Below are 25,316 nucleotides of genomic sequence, written 5' to 3'. Positions count from 1 at the left end.
TGGTGGAACCTGCGAGTCCCGCTGTCCATGCGCCTTCCCCATGCGTGACGACTTTAGCCGCGAACGCCATCCTTGCCCAGCGACATTACACTGCGCGACATCATGGATTCCGTCGTCCATTGCCGGTCGGGCTGCGCCGCGTGCTGCACGGCGCCCTCGATCACCTCGCCGATCCCCGGCATGCCACAGGGCAAGCCGGCCGGCATCCCGTGCGTGCAATTGGACGAGGCATTGCGCTGCCGGTTGTTCGGCAGGCCCGAGCGGCCTGCGTTCTGCGGCACTCTGAAGCCCGGTGCCGACATGTGCGGGGCCAGTCGCGCCGAGGCGATGGCCCTGCTGTCGGCGCTCGAACGCGCGACCGCACCGATCCCGATTTCCCTTCGCTAGGAGACGTCGCATGCAACGCTTCTGGAACCTCGTCCTCGCCCTGGTGGTGACCGCGACGGTGGTCGCACAGCTGTTCCTGCTGGTGAGCGGCGGACCGGACGTGAACACCACCGCGGCAGCCGCGCCGGTCCCGCTGGCGACGAAGCTGCTGCGGTTCTTCAGCTACTTCACCGTGCAGAGCAACCTGCTGGTGCTCGCGGCGGCGATCAGCTTGGTGATCCGGCCCGGCCGCGACGGCGCGCTGTGGCGCGTGCTACGCCTCGATGCGCTGCTCGGCATCGCGGTGACCGGCGTGGTGTTCGCCACGCTGCTGGCCGGACTCGTGCATCCCAGCGGCATCGGCATCTGGATCAATGCCGGCTTCCACCAGTTCTCGCCGGTGTGGACGCTGCTCGGCTGGCTGGCGCTGGGGCCGCGGCCACGGATCGACGCGCGCACGATCCGCTGGGCGTTCGCCTGGCCCGTCGCCTGGCTGGCCTACACCATGGTGCACGGCGCGATCACCGGCTGGTATCCGTATCCGTTCCTCAATGCCGACAAACTCGGCTACGGGCAGGTGGGCCTTACCATCGCGATCATCCTGGTGGCGGCGTTGGCAACCGCGTTCGCGTTCCAGGCGATCGACCGCCGGCTGCCGCCGACACGCTGACCGCGCAGGCTCACTCGACCTGCGTGGAGATCCACCAGGTCGTGCCGCCGGCATCGCGGAAGCCGCCACGGCGGTCGCCGTCGCCCTTCTCTTCCGGCGCCTGCACCGCCTCGGCGCCCGCGGCGAGCGCGCGCGTCCAGGTCGCATCGACATCCGGCACGTAGAGATGCACGTGGCTGGCGATGGGCGGCCAGCCGTCCATGCCGTCGGCCAGCATCAGCACGGTGTCGTCGATGCGAACCTCGCCGTGGCCCAGGCGATCGCCCATCGGATGCATGCGCAGCGGCTCGGCGCCGAACACCGTGACGAGGAAGTCGATCGTGCGTTGCGCACCATCGACGACGAGATACGGAGCCACCGACGTGTAGCCGTGCGGTTTCCATGCCATGCGAACCTCCCATGCGGCGCGGAGCGCGCCGCCGTCATCATGCCGCGGGCGGTGTTGGCTGCAGGTAACGGTCCTTCAGCTTCACATAGTGCCCGGCCGAGTAATGCAGGCTTTCGATTTCCCTGTCGGTCAGCGCGCGCGCGAAGCGGGCGGGATTGCCCAGCCACAGCTCGGCCTCGCCGACCACCTTGCCCGGGCCCAGCACCGCGCCGGCGCCGAGGAAGCCGTACTTCTTCACCGTCGCGCCATCGAGGATGCAGGCGCCCATGCCGATCAGGCACAGGTCCTCGATCGTGCACGCATGGATGATGGTGCCGTGGCCGATGGTGACGTCGGCGCCGATCAGGGTCGGATAGCCGGCCTTGTTGTAGGGGCTGTGGTGGCTGACATGGACGATGGTGCCGTCCTGCACGTTGGTCCGCGCACCGACGCGGATGAAGTTGACGTCGCCACGCAGGATGGTGCCCGGCCAGACGGAGACGTCCTCGGCCAGTTCGACATCGCCGATGACGGTGGCGGCGGGATCGACGTAGACGCGCGGCCCGAGGACGGGAAAGCGGTCAAGGTAGGGGCGCAGGGCGGTCAGATTCGGGTCCATGCCCGGATTGTAGTGCGCCCGCTCCGGAACGAAGGCATACACTCCGGCCATGACGACCTTCCCGCATGCCGCCACGACCGCCGCGAACGCGGCCATCACCGCCGCCAACGCCGCGATCACGGCGGCCTCGGCGGAGACCGCCACCGGCGCCGGACACACCGCGCCCGCGCCGGACGGAGACACGCCGGTCGCCGATCTCGCGCCGACCCTGCAGCGGCTGCGCCAGGCCTGGCAGGCGCGCAAGCCGGACCATGCACAACGCCGCGACGACCTGCAGCGGCTGCGCGATGCGCTGAAGCGCCGGCTGCCGGAGATGGCCGACACCATCGCCGCCGATTTCGGCCACCGCTCGCGGCATGAAACCCTGATCGCCGACGGCATGACGGTGCTCAACGAGATCGACCACCTCGCCTCGCACCTGCGCCGCTGGATGAAGCCCAAGCGCGTCGGCGTGGGCTGGCGCTTCTGGCCGGCCCGCGCGGAGATCCGGCAGGCGCCGGTGGGCGTGGTCGGCGTCATCGCGCCTTGGAACTACCCGGTCAACCTGGCCCTGATTCCGCTGGCGACCGCCATCGCCGCCGGCAACCATGTCTACCTGAAGCCGTCGGAGCACACCCCGCGCACGACCGCGTTCCTGCGTTCGCTGCTGTCGGAAGTATTCCCGCCGGAACGTGTCAGCGTCGCCGCCGGCGGTGCCGAGGTGGCGGGCGCGTTCGCCGCACTGCCGTTCGACCATCTGGTGTTCACCGGCTCCACGTCCGTTGGCCGCAAGGTGATGGCCGCCGCAGCGCCGAACCTGACGCCGCTGACGCTGGAACTGGGCGGCAAGTCGCCGGCCATCGTCTGCGACGATTTCCCCGTGGACCAGGCCGCCGCGCGGCTGGCGACGGGCAAGTGGTTCAACGGCGGGCAGACCTGCATCGCGCCGGACTACGTGCTGCTGGTCGGCCGCCAGCGCCGCGATGCGCTGGTGCAGGCGCTGCGGGAAGAAGTCGCAGCGCGCTACGGCGACCTGTCCGAGGCTGGTGATTTCACCCGCATCATCAACGACGGCCAGTTCGCGCGGCTTGACGGCTACCTCCACGATGCCCGCCAGCGAGGCCACGAGGTCATCCCGCTGGCAGCGAAACACGACCGCACGCAGCGTCTGTTCGCGCCCACTGTCGTCATCGAGCCCGGCGACGACGCGAAGGTCATGCAGGACGAGATCTTCGGCCCCATCCTGCCGATCCGCACCGTCGACTCGCTGGACGAGGCCATCGCCTACGTCAACGCGCACGATCGGCCGCTGGCGCTGTATCCCTTCAGCCATGATCGCGGACGCGTGGAGACGATCCTGCGCAATACGCTGGCCGGCGGCGTCACCGTCAACGACACCGTGCTGCATTTCGGCATCAACGCGCTGCCGTTCGGCGGCATCGGCCCCAGCGGCATGGGCGCCTACCACGGCCGCGCGGGCTTCGATGCGATGAGCAAGGCGCTGCCCGTGCTGTGGCAACCGCGCCGCGCCGGCAGCGATCTGTTGAAGCCGCCGTACTCGAAGGTCGCGCGGTTCATCGATTTCATCATCCGCTAGGACCGATGCGCAAACTCGTCCGCAGCAGCAGCACCCGCACCGACCTGCGCGTCTACATGCTGCTGGTCGGCGGCATGTTCGTGTACGCCGGCCTGACCGTGGATCCGGCCAGCAACTGCGATCCCAGTGGACGCGAGTGCGCGCCATGGCTGGTACCGGTGGTCTTCGTCATGGGTTTCGTGTTTGCAGGCACCGCGCTGGTGATGCTGGTGCATGTGCGTCGCTGGGGCAGTCGGCTGGACCTGGAGGCGCGCACGCTGTGGTGGTGGGACGACGAGATCGCCCCCGGCGAACATGCGATCGCACTGGACCGGATCGCGCGGATCCGCGTGCGGCGCGCGGACGAGAGCGACGACCGGATTCTCCTGTACGACCACGATGACGCGCCACTGCGCTTCCCGTCCGAACGCGGCGTACCCTACGACGCCATCGAGTGGGCGCGGGACCTGGCGGGACATTGCCCGCACATCCGGGTGGACGTGGAAGGCGGCTGAGGCAAGTCGGTACGCTTCGTCGAAACGCGCCCCACCCGTTCGTCGAACGGAATGACACCTCACTGACGGACCGCCATGTCGACCACGCCCGTACCCGCCAAAGCCACCCGCCGCGAATGGATCGGGTTGGCCACCATCGCCCTGCCCTGCATGGTCTATGCGATGGACCTGACCGTGCTGAACCTGGCGCTGCCGGCGATCAGCGCCGAGCTCGACCCCAGCGCCAGCCAGCTGCTGTGGATCGTCGACGTGTACGGCTTCCTGGTGGCGGGCTTCCTGATCACCATGGGCACACTGGGCGACCGCATCGGCCGGCGCAAGCTGCTGCTGATCGGCGCGGCGGCGTTCGCGCTGGCGTCGATACTGGCGGCGTTCTCGCGCAGCGCGGACATGCTGATCGCGATGCGTGCCCTGCTCGGCATCGCCGGCGCCACGCTCGCACCGTCGACGATGTCGCTGATCCGCAACATGTTCCATGACGAGCACGAACGCCAGTTCGCCATCGGCGTGTGGATCGCCGCGTTCTCGGTCGGCGGCGCCATCGGCCCGCTGGTCGGCGGCCTGCTGCTGCAATGGTGGTGGTGGGGCGCGGCCTTCCTGGCCGCGGTGCCAGTGATGGTGCTGCTGCTGGTGCTGGGACCGACGCTGCTGCCCGAGTACCGCGATCCCGATGCCGGCAAGCTCGATCCGCTCAGCATGGTGCAATCGCTGTTCGCGGTGCTGGCGGTGGTCTACGGCCTGAAGCGCATCGCCGAGTACGGCGTCGATCCGCGCGGCATCGCGGTGCTGCTGGTGGGCGTGGCGCTGGGCGTGCTGTTCGTGCGCCGGCAGAAGCACCTGGCCTATCCCTTCCTCGACGTCACGCTGTTCCAGCGGCCGGCGTTCTCCGCCGCGATCGTCGCCTACGCGCTGGCCGGCCTGTCGATGATGGGCGTGTACATCTTCATGACGCAGTACCTGCAGCTGGTGCTGGGCCTGACGCCGCTGCAGGCCGGCATCGCGACCGTGCCGTGGTCAGTGTGCTTCACTGTCGGCTCGCTGCTGGCGCCGCGACTGGCTCGCCATTGGGGCGCGCGCCGGGTGATGGTGCGCGGCCTGCTGTTCGCCGCGCTCGGCTTCGGCATCACCGCACTGGTGGTGCCGCCGTACGGGCTATGGGTCCTGATCGCCGGCATGCTGGCGATGAGCCTGGGCATGGCGCCGGTGTTTACCGTCGGCAACGAACTGATCATCACCACGGCGCCACCGGAGCGCGCAGGTGCCGCGTCCGCCCTGGCGGAGACAAGCGCCGAACTCAGCGGTGCGCTGGGCATCGCGATCCTGGGCAGTCTCGGCATGCTGGCCTACCGGCTGTGGCTGGAACCCGCCTTGCCTGCGGCGCTGCCTGATGCGGACGCGACCCGCGCGCTGTCGACGCTGGGCGGCGCGGTCACGGTGGCCGGCGAACTCGGAGGCGCGGCTGGAACGCTAGTCGCCGATACTGCACGCACCGCCTTCACCGGCGCGATGCGCGCCATCGCCGTGTTCGGCATGGTGATGATGCTGATTGCCGCGTGGATGGCCGCGCGACTGATGCGCGAGGGCGACGCTCACGGCGTGGGTCCGATCCACGATGGCGTGAGCGACATGTAGAGCCATGACGGCGCCGGGATCCGATCCGCCGGGCGGCTGTGCGACAAACGCGCAGGCGGTTCCGGTTACGATGCCGGTCCGCAAGCACAAAGGACGCCGGGATGCGTGCCGCCACAGGTCTGCTGTTGATGCCGTTGCTGGCACTTGCTCCGACCGCGCTCGCCCACGATTTGCCGGAAGCACTGGTGGATTTCGTCGACCTTTGCGTTCTGCCCAGGCTGGAAAGCAGACCGATGGATACGGCGCTGCTGGAGCGCCGATTCGTTTCGCGGCCGCCGGAAACGCCCCGGGAGGAGGAAATCGCTGCACGGGATCACGCCACCTTCTATCGCGCAAGACAGCACGATGCCGAATACGTGTTGAGGATCAGCAAGAAAGGAACGTGCTGGATCCGGTATCCGGTGCCTGTGTCGACGCCCTATGGAACGGAGTTCTGGCCCGCGCTGCGGCGACTCAAGGTGCGGTACTACCGTGGACAGATAGGACCACCTGCAGAACCGGGAAAGGGACTGACGGCCATCATGATGAGAAATCAGGACGCAGGATTCGATGTGGTCTATACCTTCAAGGAGGACAATGGAATCCGGCATGTCGACGTCTACACGAACGGCGCCCCCTGAAGCACGTTCGAACGCAGGCGTTGGTGACATCAACGACACACGGCTCCCATTCCCCAGGACTCCGACCATGAAGATCGCCAGCTGGAACGTCAATTCGCTCAACGTGCGCCTGCCGCACCTCACGCAGTGGCTGGGCGCGTTCGCGCCGGACATCGTCGGCCTGCAGGAAACCAAGCTGGAAGACCACAAGTTTCCCGACACCGCATTGGCGGAGGCGGGTTACCGCAGCGTGTTCGCCGGGCAGAAGACCTACAACGGCGTGGCGCTGCTGTCGCGCGAGCCGATCGGCGATGTGCAGGTGGGCATTCCCGGCTTCGAGGACGAGCAGAAACGAGTGATCGCAGCGACGGTCGGCGAAGTCCGCGTCATCAATCTCTACGTGGTCAACGGCCAGGACGTCGGCACCGACAAGTACGCCTACAAGCTGCGCTGGCTGGACGCGGTGCACGACTGGATCGCCAGCGAGCTGCAGGCGCATCCGAAGCTGGTGGTGATGGGCGATTTCAATATCGCGCCGGACGACCGCGACGTGTTCGATCCGAAGGTCTGGAACGACGACCACATCCTGACCTCCGCCGCCGAGCGCGCGGCGCTGCAGCGGCTGTACGCGCTGGGCCTGCACGACGCGTTCCGCCTGCACAGCGACGAAGCCAACGTCTACAGCTGGTGGGATTACCGGATGGGCGGCCTGCGCCGCAACCTGGGCCTGCGCATCGACCTGACGCTGGTGTCCGATGCGCTGCGTGCGCATGCGGTGGAATCCGGCATCGACCGCGAACCGCGTACCTGGGAGCGTCCCAGCGACCACGCGCCGGCGTGGGTGCGGCTGGGCGGCTGATCCCCGCGTGCCGACAGCCGTTCCAGAATGAGCAAAGGCCCGGCGATAGCCGGGCCTTTGCGTTGCCACGGACCCTGGGTGCGTCTCGAACGCGCACGCGGCCGCAGCGGAACCGTTACCTCGCGCGGCCGCGGGTGAACAGGTTGACGATCAACAACAGGACGACGGCACCGATGAAGGCGGTCAGCAGGAAGCCGACCCAGCCGCCACCGAGTCCGAGCCCCAGCGTCGGCAGCAACCAACCGCCCAGGAAACCGCCGATGATGCCGACCACGACGTTCAGGATGATGCCTTGCGAGCCGTCGCGCTTCATCACGATGCTGGCCAGCCAGCCGGCGATGCCACCCACGATCAGATAGATGAGAAAATTCATTTCGTCGCTTCTCCCTTGATGGACAGGACCCCATGGCGCGGGGCACGCTTGCATCTTCGACCTACGACGTGAATCCGTCGTGATTCCACATGGGGGAAGCGTCCGTGCCCGCGTTTCATAGCGCCATCCTTGCGTGCATGCACGCTGTGCCGCACCACGCCGTGGCCATGGCCGGATGAACTGGCGCGACGCGCCGGCGGACTGGCGGCTGGACGGCATCGCACTGTGGCTGTTGCCGCACGCCCCGCGGCAACGTGGCGAACCCGCGGCACGCGAGCAGCTCGCCCGCGTGCTGGACATCGCGCCGCATGCGCTGCCGATCACCCGTGACGCACAGGGACGCCCGCATTTCATCGCGCCCCTGCATGCACTGGAGACCGGCTGGAGCCACAGCGGCGAGGCGCTGCTGCTGGCGCTGGGCGAAGACATCGAACTGGGGGTGGACGTGGAACGGCTGCGTCCCCGACCGCGCGCGATGGAGCTGGCGCAGCGTTTCTATCACCCCGACGAGACCGCCTGGCTGCTGTCGCTCGACGACGACACTCGCACGCTGGCCTTCCTGCGCCTGTGGTGCGCCAAGGAAGCCGTACTGAAGGCGCACGGCCAGGGCATCTCCTTTGGCCTGCACCGCTTCCATATCCGGCTCGACGGCGACGGCGCGCGCCTGTCCGCCTGCGATCCCGCACTGGGGCGTGCCGACGACTGGCATCTGCACGAATGGGCGCCGGCGCCCGGTTACCGCGCGGCCCTGGCCTGGCATCCGCGCGGCGCCGCGTGGCGGCCTGCGATAATGCCGGGATGAACGACACCGCCTTCCCCGCCGACCTGCGCGACGACCTCTACCGCGGCCTCGGCACGCTGGGGCTCGACGCCGATGCGCTGGCACCGCGCCTGCTGGCCTACCTGGCCCTGCTCGACCGCTGGAACAAGACCTATAACCTCACCGCCATCCGCGACCCGCGCGAGATGGTCACGCGCCATCTGCTGGATTCGCTGGCGATGCATCCCTTCGTCGACGGACTCGCGGCGCGCGGCGGTGCGCTGGCGGACCTCGGTACCGGTCCCGGCCTGCCCGGCATTCCGCTGGCGATCGCCAAGCCCGGCCTGCGCGTGACGCTGGTGGAAAGCAACGGCAAGAAGGCGCGCTTCCTGCGCGAGGCCGTGCGCACGCTGAAGCTGGACAACGCGCGCGTCGCCGAATCGCGCGCCGAAGCGCTGGACGAACCGCAGGCCTACGACGCGCTGACCGCGCGCGCGCTCGATGTGCTGGCCGGCATCATCGACGTGGGCGGCCACCTGCTGAAACCCGGCGGCACGCTGCTGGCGATGAAGGGCGTGCGACCGGACGACGAGATCGCGGCGCTGCCCGCCGGCTGGTCGGTGGCCACGATCGAGCCACTGGCCGTACCCGGCCTGGTCGGCGAGCGTCACATGGTGGTCGTCCGTCGCGACTGACCCGTGCGCCGCGCCGGTGTGCACGATGTAACTCCTTGATCTGACTGAGCGCATGCGGGCGCCATCCTGCGGAAACGTGGCTTGATGCCCTGACGCCGCCCGTGCGTCCGTTGGGATGATTTCGCACGCCCGCTCCCGACCCCGCATAATCCCCCCTCACCCCGGATTCGATAAGGCGCCCTCGCATGGCCCGCATCATCGCCGTCGCCAACCAGAAAGGCGGAGTCGGCAAGACCACCACCGCCGTGAACCTGGCCGCCGCGCTGGCGCGCGCGCCGCAGCGGGTGCTGCTGGTCGACCTGGATGCGCAGGGCAACGCCACGATGGGCAGCGGCGTGGACAAGCGCGAGGTCGAAGCCTCGACCTGCGACGTCCTGCTGGGCGAGGTGGATGCGAAGGCCGCGGTGGTGACCACGGCCGAAGGCTTCGACCTGATGCCGGGCAACATCGACCTGACCGCGGCGGAGATCCAGCTGATGGAATCCGACGGCCGCGAGCAGCGCCTGAAGAGCGCGCTGCAGCCGATCCGAGGCGACTACGACTTCATCATCATCGACTGCCCGCCGGCGCTGTCGCTGCTGACGCTCAACGCGCTGACCGCCGCCGATTCGGTGCTGGTGCCGATGCAGTGCGAGTACTACGCGCTGGAAGGGCTGTCGGCGCTGATGGAAACCATCGACGCGCTGCGCGCGCGCCTGAATCCCGGCCTGGAGATCGAAGGCGTGCTGCGCACGATGTTCGACATCCGCAACAACCTGGCCAATGCCGTCTCCGGCGAGCTGACCACGCATTTCGGGGACAAGGTGTTCCGCACCATCGTGCCGCGCAACGTCCGCGTGGCCGAAGCGCCCAGCCACGGCCAGAGCATCGTGGGCTACGACCGCGCCTCGCGCGGCGGCGTGGCCTACCTGGGCCTGGCCGGCGAGATCCTGCGCCGCGCGGCCGACCGCAAGAAGCAACAGCAGCACATGGAGCACGCGTGATGAGCGCCCCGAAGAAGCGCGGCCTGGGTCGCGGACTGGAAGCCCTGCTCGGCCCGAAGGCCGCCGAGACGCCGCCGCCGGAGGCCCAGCCGGGCGAGGCGCTGCGCACGCTGCCGGTCGCGCACCTGCAGCCGGGCAAGTACCAGCCGCGCATGGCGATGGATCCCTCCAAGCTCAGCGAGCTGGCGGAATCGATCAAGGCGCAGGGCGTGATCCAGCCGATCGTCGTGCGCGAGCTGTCGCCGGGCAAGTTCGAGATCGTCGCCGGCGAGCGCCGCTGGCGCGCCTCGCAGGAAGCGGGGCTGGCCGAAGTGCCGGTGGTGGTGCGCGAGCTGGACGACCGCACCGTCATCGCGATGGCGCTGATCGAGAACATCCAGCGCGAAGACCTCAATCCGCTGGAAGAAGCGCAGTCGCTCCAGCGCCTGATCAACGAATTCTCGCTGACCCACGCCGAAGCGGCGGAAGCCGTCGGCCGCTCGCGCGCCGCGGTGTCCAACCTGCTGCGCCTGCTGGAACTGCCACCGGCGATCCGCGCGCTGCTGGAAGCGCGACGCTTGGAAATGGGCCATGCCCGCGCGCTGCTGACGCTGTCGCCGGACCTGGCCAGCAAGCTCGCTTCCGAAGCCGCCGAACAGGGCTGGTCGGTGCGCGAAGTCGAACACCGCGCGCAGCAGTTCGCCGCCGGCAAGGTGCCGGTCACCGGCAAGAAGGCCAAGCCGATGAAGGCCGCGCCGCAGCCCGACATCGCCTCGCTCGAAACCGAGCTGTCCGAAAGCCTCGGCACCCGCGTCACCATCGCCCACGGCCGCGGCGGCAAGGGCAAGCTGATCATCCAGTACACCGACCTGGACACGCTCGACGGCGTGCTCGAGCGCCTGCGCCCGAAAGGCTGAGGCTCCGGCTTCCTGTAGGAGCGACGTAAGTCGCGACCGCAACGCATGAGCGCCGTTGATGGCGCTATCCATCGCGATGACCCCGATGGCGTGCCGCTGTCTTGTCGCCTTCGCTACCTGTGTCCGTCCAGGCGATCTGATGACGGAAGACGTGCGGTCGCGACTCACGTCGCTCCTACAGCACGCGCAACGCCTTTCCCCCCGTCCGGCACAGTCGCGCCAGCGATCCCTGCATTACCATCCGGTTTCCGCTTCCACCGGATGCCCGCCTTGAACCTCCGCACCGCCGCCCTGCTGCTTGCCTGCGCACCGCTGCACGCGCTCGCCTTCGCCCCCTCCGACGCCGACAAGCGCTTCCAGGCGCTGTACGAGAAAGAGTGGAAGTGGCGGCAGGAGCAGACCGGCCAGGCGGACGAGGACGCCGACACCAGCGGCGACAAGCGCCGCCTGCCGGACGTCGGCGCCGAGGCGCAGCAGGCGCGCCTGAAGGTATGGGAGCAGGTGCTGAAGGACCTCGACGGCATCGACGTGAAGGCGCTGTCGCCGGACAACCGCATCAACCTGGCGATCTACCGCCCGCAGGTGGAGAACCTGGCCGACGAAGTGCGCCTGGGCGCCTACGAGATGCCGTTCAATTCCGACTCCTCGTTCTGGTCGAACCTGTCGTTCATGGCGCGCCGGCCGATGAAGACGGCGAACGACTACCGCGCGTATGCCGCACGCCTGCGCGACGTGCCGCGCTATTTCGACCAGCACATCGCCAACATGCGCAGCGGCCTGAAGCGCGGCTTCACCGTGCCGCGCGCGGTGCTGGACGGACGCGACGTGTCGATCGCCGCGGTGGCGGAGCTGACGGATCCCGAGCAGTCCACATTCTATGCGCCGTACAAGAAGATGCCGGCGGGCATCCCGGCGGCCGAGCAGGAGGCGTTACGCAAGGAAATCCGCGAAGCGATCAGCCAGCAGGTGGTGCCGGCGTTCGGCACGCTGCTGACGTTCTTCCGCAGCGAGTACGTACCGCAGGCGCGCACGACACTCGCCGCGGAAGCCATGCCCGGCGGCAAGGCGTTCTACGCCCAGCAGATCCGCGAATACACCACGCTCGACCTCAGCGCCGAGCAGATCCACCAGATCGGCCTGAAGGAAGTGGCGCGCATCCAGGCCGAGATGCGGGACGTGATCAAGCAGACCGGCTTCAAGGGAACGTTCGCCGAGTTCCTGACTTTCCTGCGCACCGACCCGCAGTTCTACGCCAAGACGCCGCAGCAACTGCTCGACCGCGCCGCGTGGATCTCCAAGCGCGTGGACGGCGAGGTCGGCAAGGTCATCGGCACGCTGCCGCGCGGGCGCTTCACCATCGTCGAGGTGCCGGCCGACATCGCGCCGTTCTGGACCGCCGGCCGCGGCGGCCTGGGCACCTACTGGCTGAACACCTACGACCTGCCGTCGCGCCCGCTGTACAACCTGCCGGCGCTGACCCTGCACGAATCCTCGCCGGGCCATTCGCTGCAGGCCGCGCTGGCGCAGGAACAGGGCGAACAGCCCGCCTTCCGCCGCGACAACTACATCTCCGCCTACGGCGAGGGCTGGGCGCTGTACACCGAGAAGCTGGGCAAGGAGATGGGCATCTACGAGACGCCGTACGAGGACTTCGGCCGGCTGACCTACGAGATGTGGCGCGCCGCCCGCCTGGTCATCGACACCGGCGTGCACCACAAGGGCTGGACCCGCGACCAGGCCCTGGCCTACCTGCGCGACCACACCGCCCTGTCCGAGCACGAGGTGACCACCGAGGTGGACCGCTACATCTCCTGGCCCGCCCAGGCCCTGAGCTACAAGCTGGGCGAGATCGCCATCGTCCGCCTGCGCGGCGAGGCCGAGCAGGCGCTGGGCCCGAAGTTCGACGTGAAGGCCTTCCACGACGCCGTGCTGAAGCAGGGCTCGGTGACCCTGCCGGTGCTGGAAAGCCAGATCCGCGCCTTCATCGCCGAGAGCAAGGCCGGCCCGGCCAAGCCGGCCGCCGCCGCACCCTGACCGCGGGGCTGGGCCTTGGCCTGCCCCGTGCCGCCGGCCTCCTGTAGGAGGGGCTTCAGCCCCGACCGGGGCGGTCTGGACCCAGAGGTTGGCGCGGGGAACACCGCGCGTCGGGGCCGAAGCCCGTCCTGCAGGGCGGGCCCGCGCCTAAGTGCTTGCAGGACAAGGGAAACCCCGGCATAATCGCCGGCTCTCTGCGTCCGGCATGGCCGGATCTGCGGCCGGAAGCGCGATTCCGGCTTGTGTCAGCAGCGGTTTTCCTGCCGTATCGCGTGGTGTCCGACCTGTCCGCAGGCCGTCCGCCGGGCCGCCGTTTCCCGGGCTACGGGCGACACAATCTATCTATCGAGGTGCGTATGTCCCGCGTATGCCAAGTGACCGGCAAGCGTGTGATGACGGGTAACAACGTCAGCCACGCCAACAACAAGACCCGTCGTCGTTTCCTGCCCAACCTGCACGAGCGCCGCTTCTGGGTCGCCAGCGAAAACCGCTGGATCAAGCTGAAAGTTTCCGCGCACGCGCTGCGCACCATCGACAAGAACGGCATCGACTCCGTCCTGGCCGAGCTGCGTGCGCGCGGCGAGAAGATCTGAGGAGTAACCGACCATGGCATCCAAGCGCGACAAGATCCGTCTGATCTCCTCGGCCAACACCGGCCACTTCTACACGACGGACAAGAACAAGAAGAACACCCCGGGCAAGATGGAAATCAAGAAGTACGACCCGGTCGTGCGCAAGCACGTGATCTACAAGGAAGGCAAGATCAAGTGACGCCATGACGCGAACGCGCTCGCGCGTTCGCCGGTGTCATGGCGTCATCCCCGCGAAAGCGGGGATCCAGTGCCTTACAGGAAACCCCGCCTCGGCGGGGTTTCCTGCTTTTCGGCTTCGGCAAGTCAAAAGCTGCCCCTCATCCGCCCTTCCGGGCACCTTCTCCCCGCACGCGGGGAGAAGGAAAAAGACCGGGCTTTCTGCCGGCAGGAGAAAGCGGGTTTTCTTTTACACCCTTCCGCCAGCAGAATCGATCCATCCCCTCCGACGGATGCGACGCATGGACTGGTCCTATGGCACCGCGCTGCTGATCGTCGACTGGCTGATCCGCCTGGCGGCGCTGTGGTGGATTCCCAGCCGCACCACGCCGGCGGCCGCGCGCAGCTGGTTGCTGCTGGTCGGTTTCGTGCCGCTGCTGGGTCTGCCGCTGTACCTGCTGCTCGGGCATCCGTGGCTGTCGCGCGAGCGGATCGAGCGGCAGGCGCGCGCGTCCGACCTGATCCGCGAGGAACAGCGTCCGCTCAGCGCCTTGCGCTGGACGCCGCACGACGGCGCGGCCGCCGAAATGGCGCCGCTGATCGAACGCCAGGGCGCCTTCATGCCCACGCACGGCAATGCCGTGGCGCTGCTCGACGATTACGACGCCTCGCTGCGCGCCCTGCTCGACGACATCGACGGCGCGACGCAGCAGGTGCACCTGCTGTACTACCTGATGTTCGACGACGCCGTGGGCGAGGCCGTCACCGCCGCGCTCTGCCGCGCCGTCGCGCGCGGCGTCACCTGCCGGGTGCTGCTGGATGCCGTCGGCGCCAAGCGTGGCCTGCGCGCGTATGCGCCGCGCCTGCGTGCGGCAGGCGTGCAGGTGCACGCCATGCTGCCCGGTGGCCTGCAATGGCGCCGCAGCGGGCGCATGGACCTGCGCAACCACCGCAAGATCGCGGTGATCGACAACGGCATCGGCTACGTCGGCTCGCAGAACCTGGCCGATGCCACGTTCGTGCCCGGCCATCCGAACCGGGAACTGGTCGCGCGCGTACAGGGACCCGTGGTCGCGCACCTGGAAGGCGTGTTCGCCAGCGACTGGTACATCGAGACGGGCGAGCGGCTGGCCGTGCAGCCGGACCTGTCGGTGCAACCGCAGGACGTATCCGCCCAGTTGCTGCCGAGCGGCCCGGCCTATCCGTTCGAAAACGCACGCGACACCGTCAATGCGCTGATCCATCTGGCGAGTCGCAAAGTCGTGCTGACCACGCCGTATTTCGTCCCGGACGACGCCACCCTCAGTGCGCTGCGCATCGCCGCCCTGTCCGGCGTGGACGTGCAACTGGTGCTGTCGGCCACCAACAACCAGCCGCTGACCGCATGGGCGCAGCAGTCGTACTACGAGGAGCTGCTCGCTTGCGGGGTGAAGATCGCGCTGTACCGGCCGCACTTCCTGCACGCCAAGCATCTGACGGTGGACGACGACATCGCCCTGGTCGGCTCGATCAACCTGGACATCCGCTCGTTCGCGCTGAATGCGGAGATCGGGCTGGTCTGCTACGACGCCGATGTCGTGGCGCGTATCCGCGCGATCGAGGCCGACTACCTGGCGCATGCCGACCACGTCGATCACCAGGAATGGCGCCGGCGTCCCGGCTGGCGGCGCAGTCGCGAGGGCGTCGCACGACTGGCGGACTCGGTGATGTAGCGGCATCGCAAAGGCTCGCCTGTCCGTTCGCCTACAATGGCCGCATGACTGCCGTGACGAACTCGCCCCTGCCGCCCTGCGACCTCGCGATCATCGGCGGTGGCGCCGGCGGCGTCCTCGCGGCGATGCAGGCGCTGCGCCTGGCCACCACCCCGTTGCGCATCGTGATGATCGAGCCGCGCGACCTGCTGGCGCAGGGCGTGGCGTATGCGACGACCTACGGCGAACACGTCCTCAACGTGCCCGCCGCGCGCATGAGCGCGTTCGACGACCGCCCTGCCGATTTCCTCGACTACGTGGTCGCCACCACGCCGCCCGGCGGCCCGGACCGCGAGACGCTGGCGCACGCCTTCATCGCGCGCCGCCGCTATGGCGACTACCTGCGCACGCGCCTGCAGGACACCATCGCCGCCAGCCCCGCCTCGCTGCAGATCGTGCAGGACAGCGTGTCCGAACTCGATGCGCGCGACGACGGTGCGACGCTGCACCTGGCCTCGCATGGGCCGCTCGAGGCGAAGGGCGTGGTGCTCGCGGTCGGCAACACGCCGAAGCCGTTGCCGGCGCGCGGTGCGCCGCAGCTGCCCGAAGGCCGCTCGCTGGCGGCCTGGGATTTCGACGCGGTGAAAGCGATCCCCGCCGACGCCGAACTCTGCATCGTCGGATCCGGCCTGAGCATGGTGGACACCGTGCTGAGCCTGGCCGACAACGGCCACACCGGCGCCATCCACGTGCTGTCGCGCCACGCCCTGTTGCCGTTGCCGCACTGCCATGGCGGCGCAGCGACCTTCGACCCCGCCCCGCTGCAAACGATGGACCTGCGCGCACGCATGCGCTTCCTGCGCGCCGCGGCGAAACAGGCCGTGGCCGACGGCCTGCCGTGGCAGGCGGCGATGGAACGGATACGCCCGCACGGGCAGGCGCTGTGGCAGTCGCTGTCGATCCCCGACCAGCGTCGCTTCCTGCGCCACGTCGTGCGGCAGTGGGACGTGCACCGCCATCGCATCGCGCCGGAGGTACACGCGACGCTGCAGGCACTGCTCGACCGTGGCCAGCTGCGCCTGCATCGCGGCCGCCTGGACACGGTGATGAACGAGGGCCGCCGCCTGCGGGTGACCACGCATACGCGCGACGGCCGCACCGACGAGTTCGACGTCGACTACGTGGTCAATGCCACTGGCGTGGAGATGCGCGCGCAGACCATGCGCAACCCGCTGCTGCACGACGTGCTGGGCAAGGGCCACGCACAGCCGGGACCGCATGGCATCGGTCTGAAGGCGGCGCGCGACGGCCGCATGGTCGATGCCGACGGCAACGCGCAGCCGCGCGTGTTCATCCTCGGCAGCCTGCGCATCGGCTGCGTGTGGGAAAGCATCGCCATCCCCGAACTGCGCGGCCAGGCCGAGACCGCCGTGCGCGAGCTGCTGGCGATTCCCGCGCCCTGACCCGCCGCCGCGACGCACGGCAGCCGGTACACTCGTCCACTAGTCGAGCGCCGGGGAGAAGGCGTTGGTTTCCAGCTGGATCCTGCTGTTGGTGTCGGTCGGCTACGCCGCGCTGCTGTTCGGCGTGGCCTGGTGGGGCGACCGGCGCCCGATGTACCCCGACCGCCCCTGGCTGCGGCCCGTCGTCTACAGCCTGGCACTGGCGGTGTACTGCTCGTCGTGGACGTTCTACGGCGCGGTCGGCAGCGCGGTCCGCAACGGCCTGGGCTACCTGCCGATCTACCTGGGACCGGTGCTGTTGCTGCTGTTCGGCTGGCGCATCATCGAGCGGCTGGCGCTGATCGCGCGCAGCGAAAACACCGTCTCCATCGCCGACTTCATTTCCTCGCGCTACGGCCGCTCGCGCCGGCTCGCCGCGCTGGTCACGGTGATCGCACTGATCGGCGTGGTGCCGTACCTGGCGCTGCAGTACAAGGCCGTGGCGATGAGCCTGAGCGTGCTCAGCGGCGACGGTGGCGACAGCACGCACGGCTTCTTCACCGACCCGGCGCTGTACGTCGCCCTGCTGATGGCGCTGTTCGCCGCGCTGTTCGGCACCCGCCAGGTCGATGCGACCGAACACCACCACGGCATGATGCTGGCGATCTCGCTGGAATCGGTGGTCAAGCTGGTGGCGATGATCGCGGTCGGCGTGTTCGCCTACGTGTGGCTGGACGACAACGCCTTCCGCGTCACCGACTCGGCACGCACGCTGTTCGAGAACGCGCCACCGGTCGGCTTCATCGCACAGACGTTGCTCGGCTTCCTCGCCATCGTCTGCCTGCCGCGCCAGTTCCACGTGGCGGTGGTGGAATGCAGCGATGTCGGCGACATCCGCAAGGCGCGCTGGCTGTTCGGCGGCTACCTGGCGCTGTTCTCGCTGATGGTGGTGCCGGTCGCGGCGGCGGGCGCGTCGCTGTTCGGCGGCACCAGCGTGGCCGACGACAGCTACGTGCTGGCGCTGCCGCTGGCGGAAGGCCGCACCGCGCTGGCGATCATCGCCTACGTCGGTGGCTTTTCGGCCGCCACCGGCATGGTGATCGTGGCGAGCATCGCGCTGGCGACGATGGTCAGCAACGACCTCATCATGCCGCTGCTGCTGCGACGCGGCTGGGCCAAGCATCATGCCGAAGCGGACGTCGCCTCGCGGGTGCTGTGGATCCGCCGCGTGGCGATCCTGCTGCTCGCGCTCACCGCGTATTCCTATTACCGCAGCAGCAGCAACGACAGCACGCTGGCCTCGTACGGCGTGATGGCGTTCGCCGCCGTCGCGCAGTTCGCGCCCGGCCTGATCGGCGGCCTGTACTGGCGTGGCGCCAGCCGCCGCGGCGTGGAGGTCGGCATGGTGCTGGGCTTCGTCACGTGGATCTACACGCTGCTGCTGCCGACGATGACGCAGGCCGGCTGGTTCGACCTGCTCTGGCTGCACGACGGTCCGTTCGGCATCCGCTGGCTGCGCCCGCAGGCGCTGTTCGGCCTGAGCGGCTGGGACACGCTGACGCACGGCACGTTCTGGTCGCTGCTGGTCAACACCGGCGCGATGATGATCGTCTCCGCGCGCTCGCGTCCCGGCGTGGACGAACGCCTGCGCGCCGCGCCGTTCCTCGACCCTTATGCGCAGCGCCCCGCACTGGTCGCCGGCGAATGGCCCGGCAGCGTGCGCGTCGGCGACCTGCGTACGCTGGCCGAGCGCGTGGTCGGCGAGCGCCATGCACGCCGTGCGTTCGCCGAACAGGCGCAGGTGCTGGAGCGCGAACTTCAGCCCAATGCGCCAGCCGATCGTGCGTGGGTGCAGTTCACCGAGCGCCTGCTCGCCGCCGCGATCGGTGCCGCGTCGGCGCGCATCGTGCTGACCAGCGTACTGCGCGGCTCGGGCATGGAGCTGGGCGAAGTGGTGGCGGTGCTCGACCAGGCGGGCCAGGAACTGCGCTTCAACCGCGAGATCCTGTCCACCACGCTGGAAAACATCAGCGCCGGCGTCAGCGTGGTCGATCCGGACATGCGCCTGGTCGCGTGGAACCGGCGCTACCAACAGATGTTCGGCTATCCCGACGGCATGCTCTACGTGGGACGGCCGGTCGCCGACCTGATCCGCTACAACGCCGAACGCGGCGAGCTGGGCGATGGCGACATCGACGCGCAGATCAACAAGCGCATCCGCTACATGCGGGCCGGCTCCCCGCACATCTTCGAGCGCGTGCGCGCCGACGGCCAGGTGATCGAGATGCGCGGCCAGCCGCTGCCGGGCGGCGGTTATGTCACCAGCTACAACGACATCACCGACTTCAAGCACGCCGAAGCGCTGCTGCTGGAGACCAACGAGACGCTGGAGCAGCGCGTCGCCGAACGCAGCGAGGCGGCGGAGCATGCGCAGCAGTCGCGCACGCGCTTCCTGGCCGCGATCAGCCACGATGTGCTGCAGCCGCTCAACGCGGCGCGCCTGTTCGTCAGCGCATTGCGCGAAAGCGAACAGGGTGCCGACGACCAGGCGCAGGAGCGTAAACATCTGGCCGAGCGCGTGGATGCGTCGCTGCGTGCCGCCGAAGAACTGCTGGATGGCCTGCTGGATGTGTCGCGCCTGGACGCGGGCGGCCTGCACACGCAGATCACCGACTTCGACGCCGGCGAACTGTTGCGCGAACTGGCCTCGCAGTACGCACCGGTAGCCTCGGGCCGGGGCCTGAAGCTGCACGTGCATGCGCGCGCGATCCCGGTGCGCAGCGACCGTCGCCTGCTGCGCCGCGTGCTGCAGAACTTCCTCGCGAACGCGCTGCGCTACACGCGCGAGGGCCGTATCGTGATCGGCATGCGCGTGCGCGGCGAACGGATCGCACTGCAGGTCTGGGATACCGGTCCGGGCATTCCCGAGAACCATATGCGGCAGATCTACGACGAGTTCCACCGCTACCAGCAGCCGTTCGACTGGGGCGAGCGCGGCCTGGGCCTCGGCCTGTCGATCTGCCAGCGCATCTCGCGCCTGCTGCAGCACGAGCTGGATGCGCGCAGCACGGTGGACCGCGGCAGCATGTTCTCCATCGTCGTGCCGCGCGGCGCCCCGCTCAGCGAGCGGCGCACGTCGTCGCGGCGTGCGCTGTCCAGCGATTCGCTGGCCGGCCTGCGCGTGCTGTGCGTGGACAACGACCGCGAGATCATCGATGGCATGCAGGCGCTACTCGGCCGCTGGCAGGTGGAGGTCATCACGGCGACCACGGTCGACGAGGCGCTGGAGAAGATCGCCGAAGGCCCGGCGGTGATGCTGGTGGACTACCACCTGCACGACCGCCTCGACGGCCTGGCCACCCTCGACGCGCTGCGCGCCGCCAGCCCCGGCCCGATCGCCGGCGCCCTGCTCACTGCGGATGGTCGCGACGAGCTGAAGCGCGAAGCGCGTGAACGCGGGTATCGCCTGCTGACCAAGCCGGTGAAGCCTGCGTCGCTGCGTGCGTTCCTGGCCGCCCACCACGTTCCCGCCCAACTTCCCTCGCCTGAATAGGCCTCCGTTATCACGGCGGATTCGCCGGCGTAACGGAATAGACCGCAGACATGCCTGATAACGCGCCGCTCAGAGCCCAGCGGCGGCCGCCCGACGAAGGCCAACCCCTTTGTACGACAAGGCTTTCGACAATTGACGGTGGGCAGAGACGGATATCAGAATCCCGCTACGCCCCACTTTGGGGTCTAATCGTAGTTAGGTTGCGCGATGGGACCATTTCGAGACGGATGGACAGAGCAAGACGTTGAGGCTGTGCTCGCTCGTGGCATTCCGGAAGAGTTGCTGTATGTGCCAATCGTAATAACCATGGACCCGCCTGACTGTGCATGGTCCGAGGCCATTTGTCTCTCGTTAGCCGTGCATCCGCATTTCAATGTTCGCGGCAATGCGATTCTAGGCTTCGGTCACCTCGCACGGACCTGCCGACGCCTCGACCTTGCAGCGGTTTCTCCAGTTGTTGCCGCGGCGCTTAAGGATGAGCATGAGTATGTCCGAGGACATGCGGAGGATGCAGCCGGCGATATCCTGCACTACCTCAAAGTGCACATTCCTGGTTACGCCTCGTGGGGCGCAACCTAACAATTCATTCAAGCCGAACCCGCTTCGCGGGTCGGCTTAATTCAGGTGTTAGGGGGCTGTGTGAGTTGGTGGCGCGGTCAAAATCTTGAAGGCCCGTTGCACGGCCCTGATGGCCGTTCTTGGCACTTCCTTGTCTGGCACGGCTCACTGGACAATCTTTACTCGCAGCGCATCTTTTTCTGGGATGAGGCAAGATCCGAAACTGGCTTCATAGAGCTGAAGGATGGTGACACTTTGCACATCGCTAAAATCCGCGATCGCCAACGCAAAGTCGTGCGAGATGCAGCATACCGCGCAAGGTGCTTTCAGCCATTGGAGTTCCCAATTGAGCGTCACTGGCCAGCCCCCTAACAATACATTCAAGCCGAACCCGCTTCGCGGGTCGGCTTAATTCCGGTGTAAGGCGTTGGGCCTCAGATGCGAGAGTTCGAGGAAATCTTGCAACTAGACGATTGGTACGACGGCCCTCGGGCTGGTATCGCCCTCTACCGTGGGGTCCCGCATGCATTTCGCTCTCGGATGCTTGATATCACGGAGTACCGGGACGACTTTGAGTCTGCGGATATTTTTGAGCTTAGTCGGCTTGGAGATGCAGAATCGTCTCCCAAGATCTTGGCTTCGGCAGAGTTCCGTCAGCGACAGGACAGTCCTGATGCCGGCCTAGAGGTGCGCTGGAGGAGCATTGAGCTACCATTGGCCTAACAATTCATGTATAGACTCCCCCGTCAAGCAGTCGTTGCCTTAGGTGATCGCTGATCGTCGGGAAGCGGTGCGGTTGCAGTCGTGTATCCGGCCTTGGGGTGGGCGTTGATGCCCGGGCCATCATGGAATCCGCAGAGCGGGTGCCTATCGTTCAAGCGGCCTGCCAGGCCAGCATTGTTATCGGCGTTGTCCGCTCCGGGACCGAACCCTTCGCCATGATCAAGATCGTGTCAGGCAACGCCCGAAGTTGGCGTAGCGAGCGCGTGGTGCGTCCCGCTTTCATGGACGGTTAGGGGCTTTTTTTTGAGTTAGCCGCCTCAGCATCATCGGCAGCAATACCCGGGCCTGCAGCGGGAACCGGCAGGCACTGCACGGCCGTTTCCAAACCGGCATCGTCACCCCGTGATCCAACACACCGTCCCGGCCGTATGACCAGCACGACCACGAACAGGGAGGCGCCCGGATGACCCGAGCGGAGCAGCTGGAACTGGCGCTGGTACCGCTGCTGGGCGTCGCGGCGGGCTTGCTGGGCAATCGGCTATCGGCCTCTGTCAGCGTGGGAGCATTATTGCTCGCCGCATCCTGCTTGCTCTTGCTGCAGGGACTGGTGCGCGACCTGTGGCGCCTGTCCCAGCGCCGCCGGGAAGTGACGAGCGGACCGGTGCGGACGGCGTTGTGCCTGTGCGCCGAATCGACGGTAGGCGTGGCGGGCGTGGTGGCGGGCTTGGCGTTGCTGGGCAGTCCGATCGGCGCGGCGGTGCCGCTGAATCCGATGATTGCGGGCGGACTGACCGCCGGCGTGCTGGCGTTCGGCTTCGCGATCCGCGACCTCGTGGTGGAAGCGCGGCCGTTCCGCATCCGGCGGGAACGCGATCACCTGAACCTCGTGGTTGGCTGGAGGCGCGCGGAACGTCGCTGATGCGCGTGCGGTTCGTCGGTTACTCGGCTTCTTCCGGCGGCAAGACGATCCCATCCGGATCCACGGCCAGGCGGCCCGCCGCGAGCACGGCCTGCGTGCGGTTGGTGACGTGCAGCTTGCGCAGGATGGCGGTGACGTGGGCCTTGATGGTGGCCTCGGACACGCCCAGGTCGTAGGCGATCTGCTTGTTGAGACGGCCTGCACCGAGCATCTGCAGCACCTTGAACTGCTGCGGCGTCAGGTCGCGCAGGCGCTGCGCCGTCTCCTGCTCGTCGCGGCTGGTGGCCGGCGCGTTGTGCGCTTCGTCCGGCACCCAGCGCTCGCCATCCAGCACCGCACCGATGGCCTGGCCGATGGTGTCCGAATCGGCGGACTTGGGAATGAAGCCGAGTGCACCGTGGTCCAGCGCGCGGCGCATCACCGCCGGCTCTTCGCGCGCCGACACGATGACCACCGGCAGCTGCGGATGCAGCGCACGCAGGTGCACCAGCGCATTGAAGCCGTGCGCGCCGGGCATGTTGAGGTCCATCAGCAGCAGGTCGGCGTCGGGATGCGCGTCGACCAGCACGTACAGCGCGTCGACGCTGTCGGCTTCGTGCAGCTTCACGCCGGGCATCACGCGCTGCACGGCACCGCGCAGCGCCTCGCGGAACAGCGGGTGGTCATCGGCGATCAGCAGGGTGGGCATGGGTCGAGGAGTGAGTGGGGAGGAGAGAGGAGTGAGCGGCGCAAAGTCAGGATAGTCGAGTAAGAGACTGTTCGCCTTTACTCACTCCTCTTCGCTCACTCCTGCCTTTACTTGACTTTGCGCTCGGCGACCAGCGATTCCACGACCGACGGATCGGCCAGCGTGGAGGTGTCGCCGAGCTGCTCCGGTGCGTTCTCGGCGATCTTGCGCAGGATGCGGCGCATGATCTTGCCCGAGCGCGTCTTCGGCAGGCCGGGCGCCCATTGCAGGTGGTCGGGCGTGGCGATCGGGCCGATCTCCTTGCGCACCCAGGCGACCAGTTCCTTCAGCAGCTCGTCGCTCTGCGCTTCGCCGGCCTTGAGGGTGACGTAGGCGTAGATGCCCTGCCCCTTGATGTCGTGCGGGAAGCCGACCACGGCCGCTTCGGCCACCTTGGGATGCGCGACCAGCGCGCTTTCCACTTCGGCGGTACCGATGCGGTGCCCGGAGACGTTGATGACGTCGTCGACGCGGCCGGTGATCCAGTAGTACCCGTCGGCGTCACGGCGGCAACCGTCGCCGGTGAAGTAGGTGCCCGGATACGTGCGGAAGTAGGTATCGATGAACCGCTGATGGTCGCCGTACACGGTGCGCATCTGGCCCGGCCAGGAATCCAGCAGCACCAGGTTGCCTTCGGTGGCGCCGTCCAGCTGCTCGCCGTTGGCATCGACGAGCGCGGGCTTCACGCCAAAGAACGGCAGCGTGGCCGACCCCGGCTTGAGGTCGATGGCGCCGGCCAGCGGGGTGATGAGGATGCCGCCGGTCTCGGTCTGCCACCAGGTGTCGACGATGGGGCAGCGGCCGTCGCCGACCACGTCGTAGTACCAGCGCCAGGCTTCCGGATTGATCGGCTCGCCCACGCTGCCGAGCAGGCGCAGCGAGGCGCGCGAGGTCTTCTTCACCGGCGCCTCGCCCTCGCGCATCAGCGCGCGGATGGCGGTGGGCGCGGTGTAGAAGATGGTGACGTTGTGCTTGTCGATCACCTCCCAGAAGCGCGACACGCTGGGGTAGTTGGGCACGCCCTCGAACATCACCGCGGTGGCGCCGTTGGCCAGCGGGCCGTAGACGATGTAGCTGTGGCCGGTGACCCAGCCCACGTCGGCGGTGCACCAGTAGATGTCGTCCTCGCGCAGGTCGAACACCGCCTCGTGCGTGTAGCTGGCGTACAGCAGGTAGCCGCCGGTGGTGTGCAGCACGCCCTTCGGCTTGCCGGTGGAACCGGAGGTGTAGAGGATGAAGAGCGGGTCTTCGGCGTTCATGCGCTCGGGCTCGCACTCGGCCGGCTGCGCATCGACCACCGCGTCGAACCAGCGGTCGCGCGGCATCTGCATGTCCACCGCGCCGCCGGTGTGGCGCACGACCAGGACGGTCTCGACCGAGTTGGTGCCGGGCAGCTTGAGCGCGGCGTCGACATTCGCCTTCAGCGGGACCTTCTTGCCGCCGCGCAGGCCTTCGTCGGCGGTGATGATGAGCTTGCTGGCGCAGTCGGACACGCGGTCGGCGATGGAGTTGGGCGCGAAGCCGCCGAACACCACCGAGTGGATCGCGCCGATGCGCGCGCAGGCCAGCATGGCCACGGCGGCGTCCGGGATCATCGGCAGGTAGATGGTGACGCGGTCGCCTTTCTGCACGCCCAGCGCGCGCAGTGCATTGGCCAGCTTGCAGGTGCGCTCGTACAGCTCGCGGTAGGTGACGCCGTAGGACGGCGTGTCCGGACTGTCGGCTTCGAACAGCAGGGCAACCTTGTCGCCACGCTCGGCCAGCTGGCGGTCCAGGCAGTTGACGCTGGCATTGAGCTCGCCGTCGGCGAACCAGCGGATGCGGAAGTCGTCGAGCGCGTAGTTGACGTCCTTGATCTGCGTGGGCTTCTTGAACCAGTCGAGGCGTTCGGCCGCCTTGCCCCAGAACGCCTCGGGATTGTCGATCGACGCCTGGTAGTCGCGCGTGTACTGCTCGCGCGTGATGCGGGTCTTGGCGGCGAATTCCGGCTTGACCGGATACAGGTCAGTCATGAGGTCCTCCCGGGACGTT

23 protein-coding genes are annotated in these 25,316 nt (G+C 68.0%); 18 read left to right on the top strand and 5 right to left on the bottom strand.

Going from position 1 to position 25,316, the window contains the following annotated elements:
* The first annotated feature begins 102 nt into the window (after positions 1-102).
* The gene (locus tag AC04MD_RS05490; protein ID WP_475496305.1) at positions 103-387 is read left to right on the top strand and encodes a YkgJ family cysteine cluster protein; all 285 of its coding nucleotides are present in this window, start codon (positions 103-105) and stop codon (positions 385-387) included.
* Positions 388-397: 10 nt separating this feature from the next.
* The gene (locus AC04MD_RS05485) at positions 398-1,036 is read left to right on the top strand and encodes a Pr6Pr family membrane protein (protein WP_475496304.1); all 639 of its coding nucleotides are present in this window, start codon (positions 398-400) and stop codon (positions 1,034-1,036) included.
* A gap of 10 nt (positions 1,037-1,046) precedes the next feature.
* Here AC04MD_RS05485 and AC04MD_RS05480 read toward each other — a convergent pair whose 3' ends face one another.
* Together AC04MD_RS05480 and AC04MD_RS05475 are read right to left on the bottom strand one after the other, a co-directional pair.
* Complete coding sequence (locus AC04MD_RS05480; RefSeq protein ID WP_475496303.1) at positions 1,047-1,424, bottom strand: VOC family protein; 378 nt, start codon at positions 1,422-1,424, stop codon at positions 1,047-1,049.
* A 37-nt stretch (positions 1,425-1,461) separates the two neighbouring features.
* Entirely contained in the window at positions 1,462-2,022 is a 561-nt protein-coding gene (locus AC04MD_RS05475) for a gamma carbonic anhydrase family protein (RefSeq protein WP_475496302.1), read from the bottom strand.
* Positions 2,023-2,071: 49 nt separating this feature from the next.
* Between AC04MD_RS05475 and AC04MD_RS05470 the strand changes: the two genes are divergently transcribed.
* From AC04MD_RS05470 to xth, 5 genes are all read left to right on the top strand, one after another.
* Positions 2,072-3,598 carry a coniferyl aldehyde dehydrogenase gene (locus AC04MD_RS05470; RefSeq protein WP_475496301.1) on the top strand — a complete coding sequence of 509 codons (1,527 nt, stop codon included), beginning with the start codon at positions 2,072-2,074 and terminating at the stop codon, positions 3,596-3,598.
* A gap of 5 nt (positions 3,599-3,603) precedes the next feature.
* Entirely contained in the window at positions 3,604-4,092 is a 489-nt protein-coding gene (locus AC04MD_RS05465; protein ID WP_475496300.1) for a hypothetical protein, read from the top strand.
* Positions 4,093-4,167: 75 nt separating this feature from the next.
* The gene (locus AC04MD_RS05460; RefSeq protein ID WP_475496299.1) at positions 4,168-5,724 is read left to right on the top strand and encodes an MFS transporter; all 1,557 of its coding nucleotides are present in this window, start codon (positions 4,168-4,170) and stop codon (positions 5,722-5,724) included.
* Positions 5,725-5,825: 101 nt separating this feature from the next.
* Positions 5,826-6,344, top strand: a complete 519-nt coding sequence (locus tag AC04MD_RS05455) for a hypothetical protein (protein ID WP_475496298.1) — start codon at positions 5,826-5,828, stop codon at positions 6,342-6,344.
* 67 nt (positions 6,345-6,411) lie between these two features.
* Positions 6,412-7,182, top strand: a complete 771-nt coding sequence (xth, locus tag AC04MD_RS05450) for an exodeoxyribonuclease III (RefSeq protein ID WP_475496297.1) — start codon at positions 6,412-6,414, stop codon at positions 7,180-7,182.
* A gap of 115 nt (positions 7,183-7,297) precedes the next feature.
* On the opposite strand, the gene AC04MD_RS05445 is transcribed toward xth, so the two are convergent.
* Positions 7,298-7,555 (bottom strand): GlsB/YeaQ/YmgE family stress response membrane protein, encoded by a 258-nt coding sequence (locus tag AC04MD_RS05445; RefSeq protein ID WP_055939203.1) that lies wholly within the window; start codon positions 7,553-7,555, stop codon positions 7,298-7,300.
* A gap of 175 nt (positions 7,556-7,730) precedes the next feature.
* Here AC04MD_RS05445 and AC04MD_RS05440 point away from each other — a divergent pair, with 175 nt between their 5' ends.
* The 11 genes from AC04MD_RS05440 to AC04MD_RS05390 all read left to right on the top strand — a co-directional run bounded on the left by AC04MD_RS05440 (position 7,731) and on the right by AC04MD_RS05390 (position 22,558).
* Positions 7,731-8,357: a 4'-phosphopantetheinyl transferase family protein gene (locus AC04MD_RS05440; RefSeq protein WP_475496296.1), complete on the top strand. Its 627-nt coding sequence runs from the start codon at positions 7,731-7,733 to the stop codon at positions 8,355-8,357.
* Positions 8,354-9,010 carry a 16S rRNA (guanine(527)-N(7))-methyltransferase RsmG gene (gene rsmG, locus AC04MD_RS05435; RefSeq protein ID WP_475496295.1) on the top strand — a complete coding sequence of 219 codons (657 nt, stop codon included), beginning with the start codon at positions 8,354-8,356 and terminating at the stop codon, positions 9,008-9,010. Before AC04MD_RS05440 ends, rsmG begins: the two co-directional genes overlap by 4 nt.
* A gap of 185 nt (positions 9,011-9,195) precedes the next feature.
* On the top strand, positions 9,196-9,993 hold the full coding sequence (locus AC04MD_RS05430) for a ParA family protein (RefSeq protein ID WP_162338963.1): 798 nt from the start codon (positions 9,196-9,198) through the stop codon (positions 9,991-9,993).
* Positions 9,993-10,889: a ParB/RepB/Spo0J family partition protein gene (locus AC04MD_RS05425; RefSeq protein WP_475496294.1), complete on the top strand. Its 897-nt coding sequence runs from the start codon at positions 9,993-9,995 to the stop codon at positions 10,887-10,889. Before AC04MD_RS05430 ends, AC04MD_RS05425 begins: the two co-directional genes overlap by 1 nt.
* 261 nt (positions 10,890-11,150) lie before the next feature.
* Complete coding sequence (locus AC04MD_RS05420; RefSeq protein ID WP_475496293.1) at positions 11,151-12,923, top strand: DUF885 domain-containing protein; 1,773 nt, start codon at positions 11,151-11,153, stop codon at positions 12,921-12,923.
* 356 nt (positions 12,924-13,279) lie between these two features.
* Positions 13,280-13,516 carry a 50S ribosomal protein L28 gene (gene rpmB / locus AC04MD_RS05415; protein WP_062351567.1) on the top strand — a complete coding sequence of 79 codons (237 nt, stop codon included), beginning with the start codon at positions 13,280-13,282 and terminating at the stop codon, positions 13,514-13,516.
* Positions 13,517-13,529: 13 nt separating this feature from the next.
* Complete coding sequence (gene rpmG / locus AC04MD_RS05410) at positions 13,530-13,694, top strand: 50S ribosomal protein L33 (protein ID WP_027070918.1); 165 nt, start codon at positions 13,530-13,532, stop codon at positions 13,692-13,694.
* 280 nt (positions 13,695-13,974) lie between these two features.
* A complete protein-coding gene (cls, locus tag AC04MD_RS05405) occupies positions 13,975-15,384 on the top strand; it encodes a cardiolipin synthase (protein WP_475496292.1) in 1,410 nt (469 codons plus the stop codon).
* Between the two features lie 44 nt (positions 15,385-15,428).
* Entirely contained in the window at positions 15,429-16,826 is a 1,398-nt protein-coding gene (locus AC04MD_RS05400) for an FAD/NAD(P)-binding protein (RefSeq protein ID WP_475496291.1), read from the top strand.
* A gap of 64 nt (positions 16,827-16,890) precedes the next feature.
* Positions 16,891-20,358 carry a hybrid sensor histidine kinase/response regulator gene (locus AC04MD_RS05395; protein ID WP_475496290.1) on the top strand — a complete coding sequence of 1,156 codons (3,468 nt, stop codon included), beginning with the start codon at positions 16,891-16,893 and terminating at the stop codon, positions 20,356-20,358.
* Positions 20,359-22,102: 1,744 nt separating this feature from the next.
* Complete coding sequence (locus tag AC04MD_RS05390) at positions 22,103-22,558, top strand: hypothetical protein (protein WP_475496289.1); 456 nt, start codon at positions 22,103-22,105, stop codon at positions 22,556-22,558.
* A gap of 19 nt (positions 22,559-22,577) precedes the next feature.
* Here the strand turns inward: AC04MD_RS05390 and AC04MD_RS05385 are convergent, their stop codons facing one another.
* Together AC04MD_RS05385 and acs are read right to left on the bottom strand one after the other, a co-directional pair.
* Positions 22,578-23,246 carry a response regulator transcription factor gene (locus AC04MD_RS05385; protein WP_192203304.1) on the bottom strand — a complete coding sequence of 223 codons (669 nt, stop codon included), beginning with the start codon at positions 23,244-23,246 and terminating at the stop codon, positions 22,578-22,580.
* Positions 23,247-23,353: 107 nt separating this feature from the next.
* Positions 23,354-25,297: an acetate--CoA ligase gene (gene acs, locus AC04MD_RS05380; RefSeq protein ID WP_475496288.1), complete on the bottom strand. Its 1,944-nt coding sequence runs from the start codon at positions 25,295-25,297 to the stop codon at positions 23,354-23,356.
* Positions 25,298-25,316: the final 19 nt, after the last annotated feature.

This window comes from Pseudoxanthomonas sp. LjRoot206 (assembly GCF_056175725.1).
Note: the sequence above shows the minus strand (reverse complement) of the source record. Positions and strands in the feature narration are given on the sequence as shown.

What these genes read in the sequence shown, in the direction of transcription:
- AC04MD_RS05490 (WP_475496305.1), top strand. Translation starts at nt 103, where the DNA reads ATGGATTCCGTCGTCCATTGCCGGTCGGGCTGCGCCGCGTGCTGCACG.
- AC04MD_RS05485 (WP_475496304.1), top strand. Translation starts at nt 398, where the DNA reads ATGCAACGCTTCTGGAACCTCGTCCTCGCCCTGGTGGTGACCGCGACG.
- AC04MD_RS05480 (WP_475496303.1), bottom strand. Translation starts at nt 1,424, where the DNA reads ATGGCATGGAAACCGCACGGCTACACGTCGGTGGCTCCGTATCTCGTC.
- AC04MD_RS05475 (WP_475496302.1), bottom strand. Translation starts at nt 2,022, where the DNA reads ATGGACCCGAATCTGACCGCCCTGCGCCCCTACCTTGACCGCTTTCCC.
- AC04MD_RS05470 (WP_475496301.1), top strand. Translation starts at nt 2,072, where the DNA reads ATGACGACCTTCCCGCATGCCGCCACGACCGCCGCGAACGCGGCCATC.
- AC04MD_RS05465 (WP_475496300.1), top strand. Translation starts at nt 3,604, where the DNA reads ATGCGCAAACTCGTCCGCAGCAGCAGCACCCGCACCGACCTGCGCGTC.
- AC04MD_RS05460 (WP_475496299.1), top strand. Translation starts at nt 4,168, where the DNA reads ATGTCGACCACGCCCGTACCCGCCAAAGCCACCCGCCGCGAATGGATC.
- AC04MD_RS05455 (WP_475496298.1), top strand. Translation starts at nt 5,826, where the DNA reads ATGCGTGCCGCCACAGGTCTGCTGTTGATGCCGTTGCTGGCACTTGCT.
- xth (WP_475496297.1), top strand. Translation starts at nt 6,412, where the DNA reads ATGAAGATCGCCAGCTGGAACGTCAATTCGCTCAACGTGCGCCTGCCG.
- AC04MD_RS05445 (WP_055939203.1), bottom strand. Translation starts at nt 7,555, where the DNA reads ATGAATTTTCTCATCTATCTGATCGTGGGTGGCATCGCCGGCTGGCTG.
- AC04MD_RS05440 (WP_475496296.1), top strand. Translation starts at nt 7,731, where the DNA reads ATGAACTGGCGCGACGCGCCGGCGGACTGGCGGCTGGACGGCATCGCA.
- rsmG (WP_475496295.1), top strand. Translation starts at nt 8,354, where the DNA reads ATGAACGACACCGCCTTCCCCGCCGACCTGCGCGACGACCTCTACCGC.
- AC04MD_RS05430 (WP_162338963.1), top strand. Translation starts at nt 9,196, where the DNA reads ATGGCCCGCATCATCGCCGTCGCCAACCAGAAAGGCGGAGTCGGCAAG.
- AC04MD_RS05425 (WP_475496294.1), top strand. Translation starts at nt 9,993, where the DNA reads ATGAGCGCCCCGAAGAAGCGCGGCCTGGGTCGCGGACTGGAAGCCCTG.
- AC04MD_RS05420 (WP_475496293.1), top strand. Translation starts at nt 11,151, where the DNA reads ATGCCCGCCTTGAACCTCCGCACCGCCGCCCTGCTGCTTGCCTGCGCA.
- rpmB (WP_062351567.1), top strand. Translation starts at nt 13,280, where the DNA reads ATGTCCCGCGTATGCCAAGTGACCGGCAAGCGTGTGATGACGGGTAAC.
- rpmG (WP_027070918.1), top strand. Translation starts at nt 13,530, where the DNA reads ATGGCATCCAAGCGCGACAAGATCCGTCTGATCTCCTCGGCCAACACC.
- cls (WP_475496292.1), top strand. Translation starts at nt 13,975, where the DNA reads ATGGACTGGTCCTATGGCACCGCGCTGCTGATCGTCGACTGGCTGATC.
- AC04MD_RS05400 (WP_475496291.1), top strand. Translation starts at nt 15,429, where the DNA reads ATGACTGCCGTGACGAACTCGCCCCTGCCGCCCTGCGACCTCGCGATC.
- AC04MD_RS05390 (WP_475496289.1), top strand. Translation starts at nt 22,103, where the DNA reads ATGACCCGAGCGGAGCAGCTGGAACTGGCGCTGGTACCGCTGCTGGGC.
- AC04MD_RS05385 (WP_192203304.1), bottom strand. Translation starts at nt 23,246, where the DNA reads ATGCCCACCCTGCTGATCGCCGATGACCACCCGCTGTTCCGCGAGGCG.
- acs (WP_475496288.1), bottom strand. Translation starts at nt 25,297, where the DNA reads ATGACTGACCTGTATCCGGTCAAGCCGGAATTCGCCGCCAAGACCCGC.